The following is a 21,795-nucleotide window of genomic DNA, read 5'->3' as shown; positions in this document are numbered from 1 at the left end:
TTCAAAAAAAGCTAAAATAGGAATAAGAATTTTCTGAATATTCTAAGAGTAGGTGGTTATATGTCCTTATTACGCTCACATATATGTAAATTTATAATTGGTGTTATTTTTATTTTTGCCATAAGTCCTATTCCAGCTCTTTTTATTACACACAATTACTCTTATCAAAATGGATTTATTAGCATTTTTCAAAACTTCGCACAGCTTTCTTCTATATCAATTCCAAAGGTTGATTGGATGCATGAATCTATCTTTTTCTCAGCAAACCAAATGATACATACTTCTAATCATTCAACACCATTATTCCCTTACATATGGGAAATATATTTTATATCGATTGTTCGTTTTACTTTTACCCTTGCGATCGGATTTTTCATAAGTTTGGGTATCGGCCATTTATTTTTAAAAGTACCTAACTCGTTTAAAAAGTTTACTACTGTATTGAAATGGATACCTTACTCTTTTTGCACTGTAGTATTACAATGTTCAGTCTTATTACTACTTCTATACATCGCACAATTTATAAACCTTCCTTACTACTCATCATTTATCATCGTATGTAGTACTTCCATGATTATCGTTATGCAAGCAGTAAAAAAATGGATTCCTTTCTTAAAAAACACAAATGAATATGAAATAAAACATGATTCTTTTCTTGTAGACACATTGTTTTTAGCGCTTACTTCAAATCATAAATCAATTTTAGGTTCCATTATTCTTTCATTCGTTTTTATGGAATGCGTTTTTCATGCAAATGGACTGTTACAATTTATCGTTCAATTTGGCGGAAATTCACCTATAATTGTTACAATCGGCTTATTACTACTCTATATCCCATATAGCATACTTTCTTTCCTTCAAACACTATGGACCACAAACTACTCCAAGCAACAGTCATACACTTTAACGAGAAGTGTTCCAAAACCTTAATTTAAAATAACCCTCTATAATCTAAAAGTAGGGGGTTATTCCTTTTGTATAGCGGACAAAATAACAGCAAATTCAAAAACTATTACAGAAACATACCAATATTTACCCTTTTCCTTTGACTATTCTTTTCATTTGGATTTATTATAAAAGTATAACATAATTGCAGGAGGTGACATCTTTATTCCAGACCTTGGAATGGAGAACACGCTTGGACATATTAAATATTTTTCTCATCTTTGTACTTATTCTTATTTCTGGCTTTTTCGTTGCATCAGAATTCGCTGTTGTAAAAGTACGAAAAAGTCGAATTGACCAACTTGCAAATGAAGGTAATAAACAAGCTTTAGCTGCAAGAAGCGTCCTATCTAATTTAGATGTTTATTTATCAGCTTGTCAGCTCGGAATTACAATCACTTCTTTAGGGCTTGGTTGGCTTGGTGAACCGACTGTGGAACATATACTACGACCGCTCTTTGAAAAAATTAATATTACTGGAACAATGGCTAACACTTTATCTTTTGTTATTGCTTTTAGTGTTATTACATTTTTCCACGTTGTATTAGGTGAATTAGTTCCAAAGTCTTTCGCAATTCAAAAAGCAGAAGCAATCACACTCAAATTTGCAAGACCGCTTATTTTATTTGATAAAATTATGTATCCATTCATTTGGCTACTCAATAGTACAGCTATATTTTTCACAAAACTACTCGGATTAGAACCTGCGAAGGAAAGTGAACTTGCTCATTCTGAAGAGGAATTGCGACTCATTTTAGGTGAAAGTTTTAAAAGCGGTGAAATAAACCAAACCGAATATAAATATGTAAATAACATTTTTGAATTTGATGATCGAGTTGCGAAAGAAATTATGGTTCCTCGTACCGAAATGATTTGCTTGTCTACTGAAAATACGTTAGAAGAAAATATGGATATCGTCGCTACTGAAAAATATACACGCTATCCAATCATTGAAAAAGATAAAGATGATATCATTGGGATGATCAATACGAAAGAAGTATTCCATGATCAAACGAAAGGTATTTATAAACCACTTGAATCTTATATACATCCTGTTCTAACTGTATTTGAAACAGTTCCAATTCGTAAAACGTTAGTCCACCTTCAAAAAAATCGCGTTCAGATGGCAATCGTTATGGATGAATATGGTGGTACTGCCGGACTTTTAACGATGGAAGATATTCTTGAAGAAATCATTGGAGAAATTCAAGATGAATTCGATGCTGATGAATCACCTATGATTGAAAAGCGTACACCTAAGCTTACTGTTTTAGATGGAAAGGTGCTTATTTCTGAAGTAAATGATATGTTTGGCCTACATATTGATGATAGTGATTTAGATACAATCGGAGGATGGCTTCTCTCTCAAGCAGTTGACTTAAATATTGAAGCTGGCTATTCCATTGAATACGCTGGTTTTCAATTTAAAGTATTAGAACTTGATGGACATCAAGTCAAAAAAGTTGCTGTACATAAACTAGATATTAAAAAGGAGCTATAAAGTGACTGTTTTATTAACAATTTGTATCATTGCCTGTTTCGTTGTTTCATTTCTCGCCTTTATTTATCCAATTATCCCTGGCATACTAGCTGTCTGGGCTGGATATTTGATTTACCATTTCGGTATAAATGGAGGCGAATTAACAACTTCTTTTTGGATTATTCAAGTCATTTTCACTCTTTTCATTTTCGTTGCTGATTTTATTGCAAATGGATATTTCTTAAAAAAATACGGTAGTTCTAAATGGGGTGAACGTGTCGGAATGATTTCTATCATTGTCGGCTCGTTCTTCTTCCCACCATTCGGACTTATTATCATACCGTTCTTATCAGTATTTATAACAGAACTAGTACATAAAAAATCGCCAAAAGATGCTTTTCTAGTTGGAGTCGCTACTGTAGTTGGTTTTTTAAGCAGTACAGTAGCGAAAGCAATTCTCCAAATCATTATGATTATCATCTTCTTGTGTTATATCATCTTTTAACCATCCCGACTTCGGGATGGTTTTTTAATATGCAATACCTACTCGACTATTTTCATATATATTTTTCTTACATAGATCCCATGCAAAGTGTGCTGTATCACCCACTGTAATTTTTGATCCACCCTCTGGCAATATATCTTTTTCAGTTCGATATACCTCTGTCGCCTCACCATCTATTAAATGTGTCGGACAAACAACTGTCCAACATAAATTATTACTATTACTTAGTACCTTATATGCAGCCAAATGATCTTCCGCTGCCGTTGTCGTTTTCCTTTTTGATTCCGTTGATTGAAAACGATATAAATTTAGATCTGTTCTTGCTTGTAAAATACCAGCTGTTCCTATTGTTATGATCCTACGAACCCCATCTTCTTCCATTTTCTTTATAATTTGTGGCATACTCTTCGCTAATGTTCCATTTTGATCCGTTCCAAGTGCACTAATTACTATATCACTTCCTTCTATCGCTTTCTTTATATCATTTTCGTTCAATACATTCCCTTCTATCACTCTTAACCTTTCATGTTGTATTTCTATTCTATTTAAATCACGCGCTAATGCAGTCACTTCAGCTGAATCCTTTAATGCTAAATTAATTATGTTTGAACCTACTCGTCCTGTTGCTCCCAATATACATACTTTCATTTGTTTTCCCCCTCTTTCATTCTCTTTCTATTTTTCAATAATCTCAGTCAATTTACAACAAAAAAACTTCCTCATATATAAGAGGAAGCTTTATTATTACTTTATTTCTTTTCTTTAGAATCAGTAGACTTCTCGGTTCCGCTTGTTTCTTTATCCTTTTTGTCCTCTTGTTGTGTTGTTGTGTCGTCTTCTTTCTTCTTGTCCTCACCTTTACTACAACCTACCATTAATAAAGAACTTGCAAGTGCCATAGCAGTTAATGATTTAACCCATTTGTTCATTTGCGTTTCCTCCTTGTGATAGAATATGTACAACCTCATATTACTCTCTATTTTTAAAGGAGAGATTGAAAAACAGTAAATATACGGTAAATTTTTGTAAATTTTCCGATAACAAAACCTAATTTTAATTTATATATTTCATTTCCAATCGATACACAATAAAACTAGTTTTTTCTCTCAATAGACGTAAAAAAAACTAAGGCGCATACCATTTCGCCTTAGTTTCTCATGCAAACTTTTCATTTTCATATAGATGTGTAATCTTATATTCCTTCTTCATAACATATTGCCACACACTATAAGCGTAACGGTTCATTTTCAGGAAACAATTTTCCAAAAATGAGCGAAACTCTGGGTTAGCAACTTCCACTGCAACTTGAGCAAACTTTAAAGCTAATCGTTTCAAATGCGCAATATAACTGGTTGCAATATGAATATCCCCTGTATATTTACTAACTGTTTCCTTTCCCATTTCATGCAAATCAAACTCCATTGTTTCACAGGTTATATGCTGCACATTCTCTCCTTCTTGAAAATTTACTTGTTCATTATATGCTTGTAACATATATGGTAAATGGTGCTGTAATAGATTTTTTAATTCTTCGTCTCTGACCTTTCCAGCATACTCTCCAACCTTGTATATTAGCATATAACTATATTTCATTAATTCTTTCATACAGTCCATTAAAGCGCCTCCCTTCTCTTTTGTCCATATACTATAAATATGATGCTAAAACATTCGCTATTCTCGCTAAAAACCAATCCCATCTACTAATTTTCTCAAAATCTTCTTCAGAAAATCGTTTTGATTTATGAAAGTCTACCTGTAATCGACTCCATACTTCATCAACAACTGTTTTATCATATATGATACAGTTAGACTCACAATTTAAATAAAAACTTCTATTATCAAAATTCGCTGTCCCAATATCAACAATTTCTCCATCAATAATTGTTACTTTCCCATGAAAAAATCCATTTCGATATTGATAAATCTCCGCTCCAGCATGTAACATATCTTTCAAATATGGATAGGCAGCTTGTTTTAACAATATGGCATCACTTTTAAATGGCACGAGAATTTTCACATTAACACCACGATTTAATGCAGCTTTTAACTCTTTCACCATTTCTTTACTTGGTACAAAATATGGTGTAGCGATAATTAAAGACTTTTTAGCCTTTTTTAAAAGTGCCCCATACTTTTCCCATAAGCCTTTTCCATTTGAAAATAAATATTGATATTTCACATTCCCTAATGTAGGTATACTTTCATGTATAGGCATTTTTTCTCCTGTATCTTCTTTCCAATCTTCGGCGAACTTTCTTTCCATATCCGCTGCACCCTCACCATGGATGCGCACGTGATAATCACGCCATGGCCCAAACTTTGGATTTTGTCCAAGGTACTCCTTTCCGATATTAAAACCACCGACGTATGATACCTTTCCATCTATCGTAACAATACGTCTATGATTCCGTTGATGCAAAGAATAGAACACATTTTTCAGTTTCGGTTTTTTACTAAATGTAAACTTCACACCGTTTTCCTTTAATCGGCTAATTACCTTTTTCTTCAGCTTATATCCACCTATCCGATCGACTGACAATTTCACTTCTACTCCGCTAGATGCTTTTTTCTCTAATAACTGTAAAAACTCTTGGCTTATTTCATCTTTTCCTACAATATAAAAATGGATATATATATACTTTTCTGCATCGTTTATATCCTCAAATAATTTTCTATATAACTCTTCACCGTTCGTATATAATTGAAATTCACCTAATCGAACTTGTCCTAATTCATATTCACTAGCCATTTCCTTCCCCATTTCCACATCGATGTTCATCCAAATGAATACACCTATTAAACAAAGGATTATAGCGAAAAAGTGCTTCATGGATAAATTCCTTTCTCCACTTACTGTTATTTCTATATCTTCCCTTTTTTATTACATTATCATTCAAGAAAATATGTCATTGCATGATATATGTCCATATCAAACAATAGCTCATTTGCATATTGTATGTTGTATCTTAAAATAAAAGGAGGAAATAACAATGGGCTTCGCACATGGTAATGGATTTGCGCTATTAGTCGTATTATTTATCCTCTTAATCATCGTCGGTGCTGCTTGCTTCTGCTAAGTAGCTACTGTCATATGATATGTGGATGAAAAAACTATAAAAGCGGACACCTATTTTTAGGTGTCCGCTTTTCATTTTAAAACCATTTCCGACTGCTATAGTAACTTAAATGGCTAAATATTCATCTCAAAAGGTTAACAATGTGGCTACTTTCTTACTCTCTGCCTTACGTATATGACGCTGTTCTGCACGTAACACAGCAATACGATGTAATTCTTTCTCTTCTTCTGTTTCAGGGATAACACGCGGTACTGGAACTGGATTATTTTCCTTACTAAGTGCCACAAAAGTAACGAATGACGTTGCCGCTATACGCTTCTCACCTGAAATTAAATCTTCAGCTACTACCTTCACAAACACTTCCATCGAAGTTCTTCCCGTCCAAATTACGAAAGATTCATAACTAACACAATCTGAAGAACGAACAGGATGTAAGAAATCGACCCAGTCCATAGATGCTGTGACACATTCCTTTCTCGAATGTCTGGATGCTGAAATAGAAGCAACCATATCCATCTCCGCTAATATCTTCCCACCAAATAGCGTGTTATGATCATTTAAATCTGTTGGGAATACTCGGCTCGTTTTGAACACCCTTGACTCATTGGCTGTTTTCCCCTTTACTTCTGTCATTGTTATCACCCCTTTAATGATTTATCCCTAATATTTCAATAATCACTATACTAAATGAACTACACGTTTAATATTAACAACATTCAGAACTTTTAGTCCACAAAAAAGAACCGATTTTATCAATCGGCTCCTCTAAATACATATTGTTCTTTCGGCTGTTCAACTTTATTCCATTTTGTTACTTCTAATACAGGAATATTCGCATGAAACGGCTGATAAAACTCAGTAGTTATCTCTCCTTCTACTTGAATCCAGTCATCATTATTCCACTCTACGCCTTCTGGCTTTTTCACTAACATACCATACACACCAGAATCTGCTACGCAATGTATAATACCGAAACGGAATAAGAAGTATTGTTCTTTTTTAGAAGAATCATCCCTAAAAACAAACCCTTTAAAAGATAATTTTTTCCCAGTAAACTCGCCAGGATAATTATAAATTGTTTCCATACCCTTTAGGAAGTCTTCATCTTTCAAATTAATATTGTCTTTCGTAACAAACTCTTTCTTCCCTTTTTCCATTACACCACGGTATCCTTCTTTCCCGTAATAAATGCTCGTATCAGGTCTTAGAAATTGTCTTGTCATAAATGGATCCTTACTTTCTGCTTGTGCAACAGGAAAGTGAAATCCTTTCGCTTTAACAATATCCGAATCTAACGTCGCAATTGGGAAAAATAACCCTGAGATAATTGGAAAACAAAACAAGGAGTACGAAAATGCTTTTTTCCACCATGTATTCTCATCTTTTGAATGATCATGCCCGCAATGGCTATGGTCACAACTGCAATCATTTTTCTCTTTTTCCTTTTGGTGCTCTTTTTGGAAAACGACGATAATTTGTATAATCGTTAAGAAACCTAAAATAATTGCTGCTGTTGTTGATAAATAGGCATACTTCATATTGATATACTTCGTAATGTTACCGGAAATATGAAGCTGCGCAATTAATATTGTAAAACCTAATAATATATATGCTCGAAACATAACCTACCACCCCATCGCATAAATGAGTAGTGAGCTTGCATAAACAACAAGAGTAACTGTAACTATAACAACAATTACAAATTTAGTTTTAAATGTCGCAAGCATCATAAACATATTTTTAATATCCACCATCGGTCCGTAAACGAGGAACGCGACAAGTGAAGCTGTTGAAAACGTACTTTGGAACGAAGAAGCGATAAATGCATCTGCCTCTGAACAAAGTGATAATATATAAGCAAGTCCCATCATAACAGCTGATGAAGAAAACGGACCTTGTCCAATAGCAAGAAGTGTTGAAGTTTGTACAAACGTTTGTACCGCTGCTGCAATTAACGCACCTAGTACTAAATATTTTCCCATTGAGAAGAATTCCTCAACAGCGTGTGTACATACATCCCACATTTTTTTACGCAGTGGACGCTTATTATTCACTTCTGGGAAGTGATCATCTCTTAATTGATGTTCTTTAAACATAAAGGATAATATAATTCCAACGATAATGGCTACGATAATCGCTACAATAGAACGATACCATACCATGTGCATACTACTCCCAAAGGCAACATAAGTAGCAAATAATACAACTGGATTAATAATAGGTCCAGTTAACATAAATGCAATCCCTGCGTATGGTGGAACGCCTTTTCCAATTAATCGTCTTACAATCGGAACAATTCCACATTCACAACCTGGAAACAACATACCTAAAAAAGTAGCTAATAAAACAGACAGAAATCGGTTCTTCGGCATCCATTTTGCCACCATATCTTCTGTCACGAACATTTGAATGAATCCTGAAATAAATACACCAATGAGCACGAAAGGAAGTGCTTCGATCAATATGGAGATAAAAATTGTATTCATTTGCAGGAATGCTTTCGGTAATTGAAACAATTCCATGATGTATTTCCTCCAACTTTTCATTAACAATATGTAATTTTAACCCCATTTCATTAATTGAACAAGGTTTATATGGCATACATACCCTTTATATACATTACATTGTACAAGTTATATTCTATTCAAAATTTGAGATTTCATAGCAAAAAAGCTGCTCTAGCGTAGTTATATAACTATGCTAGAGCAGCTTTCTTATCGTTAAAAGTAACGTTTCTTCCAAAAAACAAAAGCTAACGTGAAAGATAGTGTTACACATATGATGAGTACAATTACAAAACCGTGGGCTTCCCCTTCAAACGGAACCTTTACGTTCATTCCAAAGAAACTAGAAACCATCGTCGGTAAAGATAAAATGATCGTAATTGACGTTAACAGTTTCATAACACTATTTAAATTATTTGATATAACGGAGCTAAAAGTATTCATCATTCCACTTAAAATGTGACTATATATTTCCGCCATTTCAATAGCCTGTTTATTTTCAATTAATACATCTTCTAATAAATCTTGATCGTCTTCATACATTTTTAAAAATGTACTATTACGCATTAACTTTTGAATTACAATTTTATTAGCCTTTAATGACGTTGTAAAGTATACTAAACTTTTCTCAAGGCCTAACAATGTGAAAATCTCTTTATTTTTCATTGACTGATTTAATTGATGCTCTAAATCAATTGTTTTTCGATTTATTTGCTTTAAGTATCTTAAATAATAAGTAGAAATCGTATATAAGAGCTGAAGTGCAAAGCGCGTCTTCTTAAACGTATAAAATTCTTTAATACGTTGATTAATAAAACGTTCAAAAATTGGATTCTCTTCTAAGCAGATCGTAACAAAACAATCCGGCATCACAATCATACCTATTGGAATCGTGTCATAAATCGAATTTCCTTCTTCATCATGTCTAACTGTCGGAATATCCACGATAATTAAAGTATTATTGTCTTCCTTTTCAATACGAGAGCGTTCTTCATCATCCAAAGGGTCTTTAATGAAATCTAAGTCTACATTTAAAGTTTGTACTAGATATTGAATTTCTTCTTCTGTTGGATGAAGTACATTAATCCAGCACCCCTTTTGCATTTCCTCAATCTCTTGTAGTTTTCCGTTTCGGTCTGTTAAATATATATTTAACATACTATCACCCCGATTCTTTTTACATGTAGGAATCTACCTCTCTTAAATCACAGTTTTTAAACCGCCATTCTCAGCATATGAAACATACGTTTAAATTTCAATAGAAAAATTATTTTGAAAACGTTTTTATAAGAAAAATATTATAAAGTGAAACTTTAATCAGTGGGGGGCTTCATCCTCACCAATTATTAGCCCTTACAAATCGGGCTTTTACGGGTTATCCGCCCCCAACCAAACTTCTTTTTTTCGCTGAATTTTGAGGTGAGGGTCTCACTGCCCGTTAAAGCGGGATAAACATAGAAAAAGACAGAGTGCTCTCTGCCTTAAAAGCTTATGTTGCCTTTATAACATATTTAGAAAGCATCCACAAGTTAAACCCGACTGAAATCGTATAGCCCGCGTATGTTGAAATGATAAAACTTACATAATCGAAATACGGAAGCAATACAATATTTAAAACTATCTTCACAATAATTCCAATCACTAGTCCTAGCACCGTCTTCTGCTGTTGATTGATTCCTTGTAGCATAGCAGCCGTTACTGTAAAAAGAGAAAATAGTATGCAAGCAGGAGCATAATACTGTAAAATGATTCTCCCCATCTCTGGATCATTTCCAGCACCGAATAAAAGAGTATATACAGGTTTGGCTAACACCATCATTCCAATTGCCGCCGGTACCGTAATTGCTACTACTAATACATTTGTTCTCGTAAAATGTTTGTACAATAGCTTCGTATTTCCTGCTGTGTAAGCTTTCGTCATCTCTGGTACGAGAGACATACTAAAAGCTGTCGCAACGGATACCGGGATAAGCACAACCATTTGAACAAGACCAATTATCGCATTAATTTTTTCCGCTTCTCCTTGCATATACCCTATTTGTATAAGTAGTTTATTAATTGTAAATGTATCAATCGTCTGATACAACGGAATTGCTAAGCCCACCACAACAAAAGGAATAGAATATGTAAAGAGCTCCTTATACAATGAGAAAAAAGATTTCGTTGTTTGTGGTATACTTTCCATCTCTTTTTTCTTTAAGTGCCTTCTCCTTCTTATATAATACGCACTTAAAACAGTTAATCCACCTACAGCTCCCATAAATGCACCGAACGTTGAAATACCAACTGCTAGCGAAACAGAAGCTTTTAAAACATATAAAACGACAAAGCTTCCTATTAAAATGGTTAAAACCCGAAAAAATTGCTCTACAACTACACTTAATGCAGAAGGCCCCATCGATTGGAATCCTTGAAAGAAGCCCCTTAATAAACTCATTACTGGCACAAGTATTAACGCAAAACTTACAATTCGAATATTAGTAGTAACCGCTCCTACACTATTCCCCGTTTGATCATTCCCATCGATGACAAGTTTAGCTAAATGCGGAGCTAGCATATATAACGTAAAACACGAAATGACTCCCATTATAAACATAAACACGATTCCACTTTTCAACACTCTCTTAACCGTATGATAATCATTCAGTTGATCATATTTTGATACCATCTTTGAAACAGCTAGCGGTAATCCCATTGTTGCTATACTGAGCATGATGGTATAAGGACGATATGCATATGTGTATAGAACGTAACCACTCGTACCGACCATCGCTGTAAATGGTATAACATATATAAACCCTAACATTTTTGATATCATCGTTGCCATCGTTAAAAATATCGTTCCACGTATAAACGGTGACCCTTTCATCACATTCCTCCGCTACGCTTTATTATTACACATTATGGACAACTCCTTTTCTTTAGAACCGAAACAAACAAAAAAAGCCAATGAAAAATCATTGACTTTAACGCGCTGCTTTTTTCTTTTTGAAATACTTTAAACCAAAGTATAGAGCAATAAAAAGAACAGCTCCTATAATTATGTAATGTGTGTAATCAGATGCATACTCTTTAATTTGTCGCCAATTCCCACCAAGTTTTTCACCTAAGTATATAAATAGAATTGACCATGGAATGATCGCTACAACCGTATAAAGTGTAAATAGTTTTAATGGCATCTTAGCTAGCCCTGCTGGAATAGAGATCGCATGACGTACTACTGGGATAAAGCGCGCAGAAAATATTACGCCTGCTCCATAACGCTTAAACCAACCTTCCGCTATGTCTAAATGATGTTTATTAATAAGTAGATATTTCCCATATTTCTCTACAACCGGACGCCCTCCGTAGTATCCAAGCCAGTATAAAAAGATTTGCGCTAAAGTACCACCAATCGTTCCGGCGATAACTGCACCCACAAAACTAATTTTACCATTCGCTACTAAAAAGCCAGCATACGAAAGTACAATTTCACTCGGGATTACTTCAATCATTAAAGCAAGAGCTACTCCAAAGTAACCTAAGCTTGCAAAAAATTGCAATAACTGATCTATTATGTTTGCTAACATGTTCTTTTTTATCTCCTTTTTTCTTCACATACCATCCCATTATTACATAAAGGCTGCAATCTGCCAATATCTTCATTTTAACAATATGTACAATTCAAGCAGGATTAATCTATTAATTTCTCTTTCTGCGGGTCCTTCATGTAGGCAAACATCTCTTTAATTTGGTCTTCTGTATTTCTAGCAATTGATAAATTAGGCAATTCATTTTCACCAAAAAACTCCACCTCTTCTGTTTCAATACTAGTTTTCTTTTCTCCACCAATAATCTCGCATCCAATGAAAATCTTATATACATGCGTCGCCGATGGAGAGGGTTGATGTTTTTCTTTATCAAATATAGCTAGTAACTTAAAATGATCTACCTCATAACCAGTCTCTTCGAAAACCTCTTTTGCTGCAACTTCGGTTGGCGTATAACCGACATCAGCCCATCCACCTGGCAATGCCCATTTCCCATCGCTTTTTTCTTTCACAAATAATAACTTTTCATTTTGAAAAACAACCGCTCTTATATCAACTTTAGGTGTTTGATAGCCTGTCTCACGTGCAAATAATTTCTCTACGACTTCCCAATCTGTTTTCGTGTAATGTGACATCATTGAAATAGAAATATCTCGTAATTGCTGGAAACGCTCAATATCATATACATCCTTAGAATACGTTAAACCCGCTTGAGCTATAGATTGTATTTGTTTTACCCAATCAATCCATTTAATCGTCATATATCCGCATCCCCATTCTCTATCAAATATATTACTTCATTTTTATTGATACATCTTTATTATACAAAAAAAAGAGATTGATAACGTTTCAATCTCTTTCAAAATTAATCTAATTCATGTAAGTGGTCTTGTATATACTTTCTTCTTTTATTTATATATTCATAAATCATATCAGCCTCTTGATCAAATGTTTCTAATTTTTCTTTCATGTATGGATCTTGTAGTAAATATGGGCGAATCAATTCACACAACCCTTCTACTTTCGGCCTCATAAACGAAACTGTGAATTGATTTTCTAATATTTCTTCCAAAATACTTCGATACTGCTTTCTAAATACAGGTATGTCTAGCAATCTTGCACTTAACGTATTATACCCTTGAATGCGAATATATTCATGATTAAGTGGTCTCCCTTGTACATCTCGCCCCCAAGTCGCATCATAATCCCACGGTATAACTTCAAATAAATTTGTTTCATCGTTATGATATAGTGCATAGTTATGAACGAAACCATCAAAGTTTTGCGTAAAAATAACTCCTGCTAACCATCGTAAATATTTATCTACATGTAGAAACTTCCCAATTTCTTTTTCATAGGCTTCCCTCGTCAAAGTATTCGCTTGAAATACAAATTCACTCAGTTGTTCTTCACTATTTTTATTCGAATATTTAAATTCATAACCCGCAAAGAGCTCTGTCTTAACATCTTTATCTCGTTCACTCATTAATGAAAAATTCGCATCATCATCTATCGCATAATAAATAGAACCACTCGGTAATCCTCTATTTTTCAAAAAATTTTCATCAACCGATTCTAACTGTAAATACACACCTTGAATTTGACCATTAATTTTTATAAATACATGTTGTGATTTTGGCGAAAGTACACCAATATCATGAAAAAAATCTAAAGATAATTTATTTCGTATGAGAGACGGATCCATAAACTCCGAATTCAAATGAAACTCTTTCGCACCTTGAAATTTTTTAGGCTTATAAAACATAACATGATAAGACTTTTTCTCAAATTCGCGAATATGAGCTCCTCGGTATACGATATCAATATCATACTTCTTTTTTCCATAAGTTAATTTTGCTGGCACTGGACTATCTGACCAAATGTCCTTTTTCAATTCCACTAAGTACATTGGATGAACAAAAAAATCATATGAAGGCAGCATGTTTTCTCATCCCTTCTCAGTTCTCTTCATTCAATGTATGCGCCTTGTCTTGTCCATACATCCGCAATCATCTATTTATATAAAATTACACTCTTGTCCTGTTCAGAAAGATGCCTACATACATATCATGTTAAGGAAAAAGAATACCTTTTCACTTTAATACATGATAAGGAGGATTTCTATGAAACGTGATATTAGAAAAGCTGTTGAAGAAATCAAAAGTGCTGGGATGGAGGATTTCTTACACCAAGATCCAAGTACTTTTGAATGCGATGATGATAAATTCACTCATCATCATTGTACAACTGGATGTAAATGTACAACTGGGGGTAAATGTCCAAGAACAAGATGTACTCGCGTGAAACATTGTACGTTCGTTACAAAATGTACGCACGTAAAAAAATGGACATTTGTTACGAAATGTACACGTGTACGTGTTCAAAAATGGACGTTCGTTACGAAAGTAACGCGTAGAAAAGAATGCGTATTAGTTACAAAACGTACTCGCAGAAAACATTGTACATTCATTACAAAATGCATACGCTTTGAAAAGAAATTTTTCTGGACAAAACGAAGTTTCTGTAAAAAATGCGAATTCTTCCCTAACAGACACGGTCACTCTTGCGATGATTCATGTGATCATGGTAAAGACTGTCACGATAGCGGACACAAATGGAATGATTGCAAAGGCGGACATAAATTCCCATCTTGCAAAAATAAGAAATTCGATCACTTCTGGTATAAAAAACGTAACTGCTAGTTTTTATACCACCCAAAAAAGGCCGTTTTGCGGCCTTTTTTACATTTATTGAAAGTGACTTATATCTGCAAATTGTTTCACTTTACCAATACCCTCTTCAAATTCTATTATGCTCAAACTGGCACTATGCATAAATGGATCATCCCACACATTTTCTATTTCAATTCCCGCGAAATGCCCTACAAGTAATTTTGCTGCTGCCGCATGAGAAACAATCAATATGTTTTGTCCTTTATGCTTCTCTAAAAGAAGCTGCATCCCTTCAATTACTCTTTCATAAACGGCCTCAAAATTTTCGCCTGATGTTGACTGAAAAAGATGTGGCTCATTCCAAAACAGATGCACTTCTTCTGGAAATTGGTTTTCTATATCCGCGATTGTTTGTCCTTCCCATATACCCATGTTGATTTCATAGAAATGCTCATCCGCTATAATGGGTATATCACGTTCCCCCTTTATTAACTCTGCCGTATGAAGTGTTCTTTCGCTCGGACTACTATAGATCGCATGGATTGGTAAATCTTTCATTCGATTCCCTAATTGTTTCGCCTGAACTATACCATTTTCAGTTAAAGCAGAATTTTTCCGTCCCTGCATTCGCTTCGCTACATTCCACTCTGTTTCACCATGCCTTGTTACATATATAGTTGTTTTCATTTCTTACTCCCCCTCACCATGTTGGTCGTAATTCCCACGGTTCAACTCTCCCTACAATCCACTCCGCTCGTTTACTTTCAATCCCTTTTATAACTCCATCAGCTATCTCTTCATGAGTAAGCCATCTTCCATATGTATCTTCTAAAATAAAACCTAAAATAATTCTATGATAAATACATCGCGTACTCCCTATTTTTTGTGCAGGCATACGTGATGCTTTACTACCTAAAATATGAAATAAACTATATGTTTTAGACGACAAATCTAGTTCTTTACAAATATTTGATAGTACATGCTTTGCACTTGTGTGTACCCATGCAACAACTAATGTGATTGGGCCATTTTTCTCAATTGTACTTTTAATAGCTAGCTTTACATCTTCATCATTATGATAATCTAACGAAAGGCATGTAATATTTTCTGGTGCAGAACTCATTCGCTTAACATTTTCTAATTTCACTTCATCTCGCCCGATAATAGAAACATAAAATCCTTTCTCACAAAACCACATAGAAACTTTCTTTAGCATTCCTGTTCCACCAATTACAAGTGCATGCAAATGCTATCCCTCCCTAATAAAATGTCATATGAGGTTTCTCATCTCTATAATAATTTAAACGGTCTTGCAGTGTCCCTGAGTGAAACTCAAATTTATGACCGTCAGGATCAACAAAGTATATAGATTCGCAATCTCTTACATCACGTTCTCTTCCTTGTAAAATATGAACATCATTTTCTTCTAATCGCTGTATTAGACATTTAAAGTCTTCTTGTTCAACAGAAAATGCAATGTGCGTATAAGATTGATGAATCTCATTTCTCGAAATATGCGTCTCTTCATTAAGCGCTATCCATACTCCACATATGTTAAAATAAGCCAATTTTCTTCCTTTAACTAATAATTCTCCTTCTAATACTTTTTCATAAAACATAATAGAGTTTTCTAAATTAGATACCGAAAAACAAATATGATTGATTCCCCTTAACAACTATAATTCCTCCTTATACAAATAAAAGATGAGCGAAAATTCACTCACCTTTCATTATACTATTTTTTTGTAATATATGCCCATTTATAACTGAAGTCCCCGCCAAACGTATGGTTAGCAATGCCTTTTACAAACGGCTTCTCTAAATAAGCTGTACTTTGTTGGTACGTAGGAGAAATTGCTGCGTCTTGACCAATTAAGATTTTTTCAGCTTCCGCAAGTGCATTCCAGCGTGCTTTATCATCTTTTAATAGCTCTCCTTTTGATTTCGCTACTAAATCATCATACTTCGGATTAGAATAATCCATTTCATTAAATGAGCTTCCAGTAACAAACATATCAATATAAGTCATTGGATCCGGATAATCAGGGCTCCATGCAGATAATGAGAATTCGTATTGGAATTTCTTTTCTAAATCTAGCTTCTGCTTGTATGGTTGCTGTTTCAAATTTACTTTAATACCAGGCAAGTTTTTCTCTAGTTCTTCCTTAATAAAGTCGCCTACTTTTTTCCGGCTACCGTTATCATCGTTTAGTAATTCAACCGTAATTGTATCTTGACCAAGCTCTTTCTTCGCTTCTTCCCATAATTTTTTTGCTTTCTCTGCATTATCTTTACTATCACGGAAGTTTTTATTTACAGAGCGGAAATCTTTTCCATCCGGACCTGTCGTGAATTTTTCAGGTACTAAGAAATATGCTGGCAATGAACCGTCATTTAAAATGACATCAGCAATTCCTTTTTTATCGTATGCTAAATCAATCGCTTCACGTACTTTTTGGTTTTTAAATGTTGCATTTTTTTGGTTAAAACGTAAGAAATATATGCGTGGATCTAACTTCGTTTTAAATTCATCTGGCTTATTCTTTTTATATTTATCAACAAATTCAGAAGTTAAAATAACTCGATCTGCTTGATCACTATCATATAAATTTACTCCCGTGCTTGTTTCCTTCACAATACTTACATTAATTTCGTCTAATTTTACAGTATCTTTATCCCAATAATTAGGATTTTTCTTCAACTGATAATTTTGTTCATGTTTCCATTGACTCATTGTAAATGGTCCATTATATACTAATTTATCTGCTTCTAATCCGTATTTATCTCCTTGCTCTTTCACATATTTTTCATTTAATGGGAAAAATGTAGGGAACGACGTAAGCTCAAGAAAATAAGGTGCTGGTTGCTCTAATTCTACTACCAACGTTTTATCATCCTTCGCTTTAACACCCAATTGATCTGCTGGTAATTCACCTTTATTTACTTTCTGTGCATTTTTCACATCAAATAAAATGAATGCATATTCTGCCGCTAATGCTTTATCTAATGTACGTTGCCATGCATATACAAAATCTTGTGCTCGAACTGGATCACCATTTGACCATTTCGCATCACGTAATTCAAATGTATATGTCTTTTTATCTTCACTAATCTTCACATCTTTTGCCATACCTGGTGTTGGTTTATTATCTTTATCTAGACGATATAAACCTTCCATTGCATTTACAAATACACGGAAAGATACAGAATCCGTTGATTTAGATGTATCCATTGAAGGAATTTCAGCTGTTTCTAGCAAATTTAAAACTTGTTTATCGGCCATTCCCTTATTCGATTCTTTCTTCGTTGTCGAAGCCTTCTCACCATTCCCACATCCTGCAACCAATACACTTGTCGTTAACGCAAGTGCAGCAATTGTTGTTGTCTTTCTCTTCATTCTTCCTTCCCCCAATCTATATGTATAAGTTAAATCCTATATAATATATTTCATTATACAAAAGATTCTGATTATTTTAAATATTTATTTTAACAAACATAGAAAAAAGCGATCGGAAATTTCTTTCCAGCCGCTTTCTTGAATAGCATTTACTTGTAATCCATCCTCTATATCAAATGGATTTTGAACTTTAAATATTTCTTCCATCAGCTTCAAAAACTCTTCTTCAGTTTTAGATTCACCATTAACCATAAGTGAGTATGGTTCCACTTCACCTAATTTATAATCGACAACAAATTGAATCTTCACCTTTTGTCTTGGCGTTCCGGTGTTATATCCTTGGAATTCTACTAATTCTAACCCTTCCGTTCCACGATAATATATCCAACCTGAATTTTGAAAATAATTTTCGAAAGATTCACCTATTGAAAAGAAAGGATATTCATAAAGCGAGCTTGTACGAACCTTTTGAATAACGTCTCGATCAGTCGGAAAAAAGAAATGACTAAAAAATATGCTAGCAACTGCTAAAATAGTAACAATTGTCGCTCCCATTTTGCTCGTTCCGCCGCTATCATTGATTAGATAGTTTTCAACTGATTTATCTTTTATTTCTCTTGCTTTTATTCGGTATATACGTCTTTCCGCAAATTGATAGTATAATCCATTTGCAAAAATCCCCATTCCAAACAGAATAAAAATGAGTAATAAAAACGTAAGAGGCACCATATTAATGATTGGCAACGCTACATTAAATCCCATATAATACGAAAATGCATCACACGCTACTAATAACAACATAAATAAAGCAGCTGGTACATAATACTTACGATATCCTAGCCAGCCTATATTGAAAATAGCAGCCCAACCATTCCAGCTCCACCTAGCAATCCGCTTATTCTCAAGATCCCATTTCCTTTTGTAATACGGATATTGTCTCCCTACATATACTTCCAGTTCTTTATCTATTAACGAGCTACCTTCCTCTTGTTCATTATCCAAGTTTCGCTGACAACTTGCACAATTTAACTGTTCCTCCTCGCAAGGTTGCCCACAATTTATACATTTCAAAACAATCCCTCTTCCCATCCATACGTCATTTCAAAATACCTTCGTGTTTTAATAACCACTCTTTCCTCCATAAACCACCAGCATATCCAACAAGCTTTCCACTCTTTCCTATTACACGGTGACATGGAACAATTATTGAAATTGGATTCCGACTATTTGCCCCTCCTATTGCCCGTACAGCTTTTATATTTCCAACTTTCTCTGCAATATCTAAATATGAAGCACTTACGCCGTATGGAATAGTATAAAGTGCATCCCATACATTTTTTTGAAATGCTGTTCCCTCCGCAGACAGCGGGACCGTAAACTCTTTTCTTTTCCCTTTAAAATATTCATCTAACTCATTTATACATTGTTCTATCATTTCATTTTTATTTTCTTCTTGTCGTTCATCAACAAATATAACAGACGTAATTCCTTCTTGATTCGCTGTAATTTCAAGCAAACCTAATTCGCTTTCATAATAAGCCTGGTACATATGCCATCCTCCAATTCAGTTCATATTAGTCATTGTAACACGAATATACAAAATTTTTCGTATAAGCGTTTTATTAGAGAAACAAAAAAGAGAATGGTAAAATATAAGAAAATTCAATCAAGGAGGCTATTTGATGAATTCCAAGCTTTTTTCACCTTATACAATTAAGAACGTTACACTAAAAAATCGTATCGTTATGTCGCCTATGTGTATGTATTCCTCGGGGAATGAGGATGGCAGCGTTACGAATTTTCATCTCATTCATTATGGAACTCGCGCTGCTGGCCAAGTAGGTTTAGTTATGGTTGAAGCAACTGCGGTGTTAGCTGAAGGACGAATTTCTAACAAAGACTTAGGTATTTGGGATGACAACCTAATTGAAGGCTTACATAAAACGACTACTTTTATACATGATAACGGCGCAAAAGCTGCCATTCAACTCGCTCACGCCGGAAGAAAAGCAGAATTAGAAACAGATGCGTTAGCTCCTTCAGCCATTCCATTTAATGAAACAATGAAAATGCCAATAGAAATGAGCAAACACCAAATTAAAAATACTGTATTAGCTTTTCAGCAAGCTGCAGTACGATCAAAACAAGCTGGATTTGATGTTATTGAAATACATGGCGCTCACGGTTACCTTATCAATGAATTCCTATCACCACTTACTAATAAACGGACGGATGAATACGGCGGCTCACCTGAAAACTGCTATCGTTTCTTACGCGAAATCATTGACTCGATAAATGAAGTTTGGAACGGACCGTTATTTGTCCGTATTTCAGCAAATGATTATCATCCTGAAGGGTTAACAGTTCAAGATTATGTTCAGTATACAAAATGGATGAAAGAACAAGGAGTAGATTTAATCGATTGTAGCTCTGGAGCTGTTGTCCCTGCAAGCATCGATGTTTATCCTGGGTATCAAGTACAATATGCTAAACATATTAAAGAGCATGCTAACATTGCAACTGGTGCAGTTGGATTAATTACGACCGGAGTACAAGCAGAGCAAATTTTAAACAATAACGAAGCTGATTTAATTTTCATCGGACGTGAGTTACTTCGCAATCCGTACTTCCCGAGAATAGCGGCCAATGAACTTGGCTTTGAATTGCAAGAACCATATCAATACAAGCGAGCGCCAGGGAAAATTCATACGAATAAATAAAACCGAGAAGTCATTCTTCCCGGTTTTATTTATTCTATCGTTGTAATTTCATTTGAATTATAAGTATGGATACCCGATTCTTCTCGCAGCGCGGTTATATACATCCCTTTCGCCACATCTTTAGCTGAAATTGGTTTATACTTTTTGAAAGCCCCTTTAAAGATAAAAGGAATAATACGAGATAACTTTTCAGCCATTTGTTCGCCGAAACGAAATTCTTGTCGATTTCCTACTAATAATGATGGTCTAAAAATGTGAATACCACCGATCACTAACTTTTGCAATTCTTCTTCCATTTTCCCTTTCACTTGTGAATAAAAGAAAAATGATTTAGGATTCGCTCCCATAGAAGACACGACAAGGAAATTTTGTACCCCTTGTTTTTCAGCTAAACAAGCAGCTCGTAACGTATATTCATAATCTACTTTTTTAAAATTTGCTTTTGTTTTTGCTTTTTTTATTGTTGTTCCTAAGCAACTAAAAACATCATCCACAGCAAAGAACTCTTTATATTCCTCTAATACCGAAAAATCAACTTGTTTCTGCTGTAACTTCTCATGTTGCAATTGCATTGGCTCTCTTACAAAAATAGTAACCGAATCGTAGTAATCTGATTCAAGTAATAGACGCGTTATCTCTTGTCCAACTAAACCACTTGCACCAAGTATTAACGCTGTTCGCTTATTCATATATACATATACCTCTTATTTTACTTTTCTCTCCTTCAGTAAAATACAACCTTTAGGAGTTTCCTGCTCTTATTTTACCACAAGTAAAACACTATGCGTACGCATAGTGCTTTACTCACTCTTTTTTCTCATTTCTCTCTTGTAATTTCGTTATTGTTGTAGCGTCCCCATGCCCATCAACTTAAGAGTGAGCACAACCTGAGCTTTCGACTCATCGGATCAAAACATTCCTAAAATAAAAGCATACTCTTAAAAATAAGCATCTCAAATAAACCC

Annotated in this window: 25 protein-coding genes; 6 read left to right on the top strand and 19 right to left on the bottom strand. The window is 34.4% G+C overall.

Translation table 11 applies throughout. The features are described 5' to 3' along the window. The first annotated feature begins 60 nt into the window (after nt 1-60). The 3 genes from MR168_RS02650 to MR168_RS02640 all read left to right on the top strand — a co-directional run bounded on the left by MR168_RS02650 (nt 61) and on the right by MR168_RS02640 (nt 2,930). The gene (locus tag MR168_RS02650; RefSeq protein ID WP_086412786.1) at nt 61-930 is read left to right on the top strand and encodes a hypothetical protein; all 870 of its coding nucleotides are present in this window, start codon (nt 61-63) and stop codon (nt 928-930) included. Nucleotides 931-1,138: 208 nt separating this feature from the next. Then, nucleotides 1,139-2,446: a hemolysin family protein gene (locus MR168_RS02645; protein ID WP_000353738.1), complete on the top strand. Its 1,308-nt coding sequence runs from the start codon at nt 1,139-1,141 to the stop codon at nt 2,444-2,446. Between the two features lies 1 nt (nt 2,447). Next, nucleotides 2,448-2,930: a DUF456 domain-containing protein gene (locus MR168_RS02640; protein WP_000217339.1), complete on the top strand. Its 483-nt coding sequence runs from the start codon at nt 2,448-2,450 to the stop codon at nt 2,928-2,930. 24 nt (nt 2,931-2,954) lie between these two features. Here the strand turns inward: MR168_RS02640 and MR168_RS02635 are convergent, their stop codons facing one another. The 4 genes from MR168_RS02635 to cls all read right to left on the bottom strand — a co-directional run bounded on the left by MR168_RS02635 (nt 2,955) and on the right by cls (nt 5,760). Beyond that, a complete protein-coding gene (locus tag MR168_RS02635; RefSeq protein ID WP_000861645.1) occupies nt 2,955-3,578 on the bottom strand; it encodes an NAD(P)-dependent oxidoreductase in 624 nt (207 codons plus the stop codon). A gap of 101 nt (nt 3,579-3,679) precedes the next feature. Next, nucleotides 3,680-3,859, bottom strand: coding sequence for a hypothetical protein (locus MR168_RS02630; protein WP_001045960.1), 180 nt, complete (start codon nt 3,857-3,859; stop codon nt 3,680-3,682). A 226-nt stretch (nt 3,860-4,085) separates the two neighbouring features. Continuing rightward, entirely contained in the window at nt 4,086-4,544 is a 459-nt protein-coding gene (locus MR168_RS02625) for a spore coat protein (protein ID WP_000340527.1), read from the bottom strand. Between the two features lie 31 nt (nt 4,545-4,575). Continuing rightward, nucleotides 4,576-5,760, bottom strand: coding sequence for a cardiolipin synthase (gene cls, locus MR168_RS02620; protein WP_002023919.1), 1,185 nt, complete (start codon nt 5,758-5,760; stop codon nt 4,576-4,578). 160 nt (nt 5,761-5,920) lie between these two features. On the opposite strand from cls, the gene MR168_RS02615 reads away from it, so the two are divergent. After that, nucleotides 5,921-6,007: a YjcZ family sporulation protein gene (locus MR168_RS02615; RefSeq protein WP_000505094.1), complete on the top strand. Its 87-nt coding sequence runs from the start codon at nt 5,921-5,923 to the stop codon at nt 6,005-6,007. Nucleotides 6,008-6,133: 126 nt separating this feature from the next. Here MR168_RS02615 and MR168_RS02610 read toward each other — a convergent pair whose 3' ends face one another. The 8 genes from MR168_RS02610 to cotH form a co-directional block, all read right to left on the bottom strand. Continuing rightward, a complete protein-coding gene (locus tag MR168_RS02610) occupies nt 6,134-6,640 on the bottom strand; it encodes an acyl-CoA thioesterase (protein ID WP_000141164.1) in 507 nt (168 codons plus the stop codon). Nucleotides 6,641-6,759: 119 nt separating this feature from the next. Beyond that, the gene (locus MR168_RS02605; protein ID WP_000488043.1) at nt 6,760-7,629 is read right to left on the bottom strand and encodes a TIGR03943 family putative permease subunit; all 870 of its coding nucleotides are present in this window, start codon (nt 7,627-7,629) and stop codon (nt 6,760-6,762) included. Between the two features lie 3 nt (nt 7,630-7,632). Continuing rightward, nucleotides 7,633-8,529 (bottom strand): permease, encoded by an 897-nt coding sequence (locus tag MR168_RS02600; RefSeq protein ID WP_000418716.1) that lies wholly within the window; start codon nt 8,527-8,529, stop codon nt 7,633-7,635. Between the two features lie 198 nt (nt 8,530-8,727). After that, a complete protein-coding gene (locus tag MR168_RS02595; protein WP_000932389.1) occupies nt 8,728-9,669 on the bottom strand; it encodes a magnesium transporter CorA family protein in 942 nt (313 codons plus the stop codon). Between the two features lie 331 nt (nt 9,670-10,000). Beyond that, the gene (locus MR168_RS02590; RefSeq protein ID WP_000678845.1) at nt 10,001-11,380 is read right to left on the bottom strand and encodes a putative polysaccharide biosynthesis protein; all 1,380 of its coding nucleotides are present in this window, start codon (nt 11,378-11,380) and stop codon (nt 10,001-10,003) included. Nucleotides 11,381-11,477: 97 nt separating this feature from the next. Beyond that, nucleotides 11,478-12,080 carry an undecaprenyl phosphate transporter UptA gene (gene uptA / locus MR168_RS02585; RefSeq protein WP_000880691.1) on the bottom strand — a complete coding sequence of 201 codons (603 nt, stop codon included), beginning with the start codon at nt 12,078-12,080 and terminating at the stop codon, nt 11,478-11,480. Between the two features lie 104 nt (nt 12,081-12,184). Next, the gene (locus tag MR168_RS02580; RefSeq protein WP_000153583.1) at nt 12,185-12,802 is read right to left on the bottom strand and encodes an NUDIX hydrolase N-terminal domain-containing protein; all 618 of its coding nucleotides are present in this window, start codon (nt 12,800-12,802) and stop codon (nt 12,185-12,187) included. A gap of 104 nt (nt 12,803-12,906) precedes the next feature. Further along, nucleotides 12,907-13,983, bottom strand: a complete 1,077-nt coding sequence (gene cotH / locus MR168_RS02575; protein WP_000938001.1) for a spore coat protein CotH — start codon at nt 13,981-13,983, stop codon at nt 12,907-12,909. A gap of 181 nt (nt 13,984-14,164) precedes the next feature. On the opposite strand from cotH, the gene exsB reads away from it, so the two are divergent. After that, a complete protein-coding gene (gene exsB / locus MR168_RS02570) occupies nt 14,165-14,743 on the top strand; it encodes an exosporium protein ExsB (RefSeq protein ID WP_000817498.1) in 579 nt (192 codons plus the stop codon). Nucleotides 14,744-14,788: 45 nt separating this feature from the next. Here the strand turns inward: exsB and MR168_RS02565 are convergent, their stop codons facing one another. From MR168_RS02565 to MR168_RS02540, 6 genes are all read right to left on the bottom strand, one after another. Continuing rightward, entirely contained in the window at nt 14,789-15,400 is a 612-nt protein-coding gene (locus MR168_RS02565) for a phosphoserine phosphatase 1 (RefSeq protein WP_000858832.1), read from the bottom strand. A 13-nt stretch (nt 15,401-15,413) separates the two neighbouring features. Then, the gene (locus MR168_RS02560) at nt 15,414-15,959 is read right to left on the bottom strand and encodes a short-chain dehydrogenase (RefSeq protein WP_000543106.1); all 546 of its coding nucleotides are present in this window, start codon (nt 15,957-15,959) and stop codon (nt 15,414-15,416) included. 13 nt (nt 15,960-15,972) lie between these two features. Further along, a complete protein-coding gene (fosB, locus tag MR168_RS02555) occupies nt 15,973-16,389 on the bottom strand; it encodes a FosBx1 family fosfomycin resistance bacillithiol transferase (protein ID WP_000943774.1) in 417 nt (138 codons plus the stop codon). 59 nt (nt 16,390-16,448) lie between these two features. Next, complete coding sequence (locus MR168_RS02550) at nt 16,449-18,110, bottom strand: peptide ABC transporter substrate-binding protein (RefSeq protein ID WP_000824278.1); 1,662 nt, start codon at nt 18,108-18,110, stop codon at nt 16,449-16,451. Between the two features lie 84 nt (nt 18,111-18,194). Further along, nucleotides 18,195-19,199 carry a DUF2628 domain-containing protein gene (locus tag MR168_RS02545; RefSeq protein ID WP_002023926.1) on the bottom strand — a complete coding sequence of 335 codons (1,005 nt, stop codon included), beginning with the start codon at nt 19,197-19,199 and terminating at the stop codon, nt 18,195-18,197. Nucleotides 19,200-19,206: 7 nt separating this feature from the next. After that, complete coding sequence (locus MR168_RS02540; RefSeq protein WP_000283907.1) at nt 19,207-19,659, bottom strand: methylated-DNA--[protein]-cysteine S-methyltransferase; 453 nt, start codon at nt 19,657-19,659, stop codon at nt 19,207-19,209. 133 nt (nt 19,660-19,792) lie between these two features. On the opposite strand from MR168_RS02540, the gene namA reads away from it, so the two are divergent. Continuing rightward, a complete protein-coding gene (gene namA, locus MR168_RS02535; protein ID WP_016122352.1) occupies nt 19,793-20,830 on the top strand; it encodes an NADPH dehydrogenase NamA in 1,038 nt (345 codons plus the stop codon). A gap of 29 nt (nt 20,831-20,859) precedes the next feature. Here namA and MR168_RS02530 read toward each other — a convergent pair whose 3' ends face one another. Next, the gene (locus tag MR168_RS02530; RefSeq protein ID WP_001042735.1) at nt 20,860-21,519 is read right to left on the bottom strand and encodes an oxidoreductase; all 660 of its coding nucleotides are present in this window, start codon (nt 21,517-21,519) and stop codon (nt 20,860-20,862) included. Nucleotides 21,520-21,795 lie beyond the last annotated feature (276 nt).

This window comes from Bacillus cereus group sp. BfR-BA-01356 (genome assembly GCF_022663635.1).
In the GTDB taxonomy this organism is placed as follows: domain Bacteria; phylum Bacillota; class Bacilli; order Bacillales; family Bacillaceae_G; genus Bacillus_A; species Bacillus_A cereus.
This window is presented reverse-complemented; position numbering and strand designations above follow the sequence as displayed.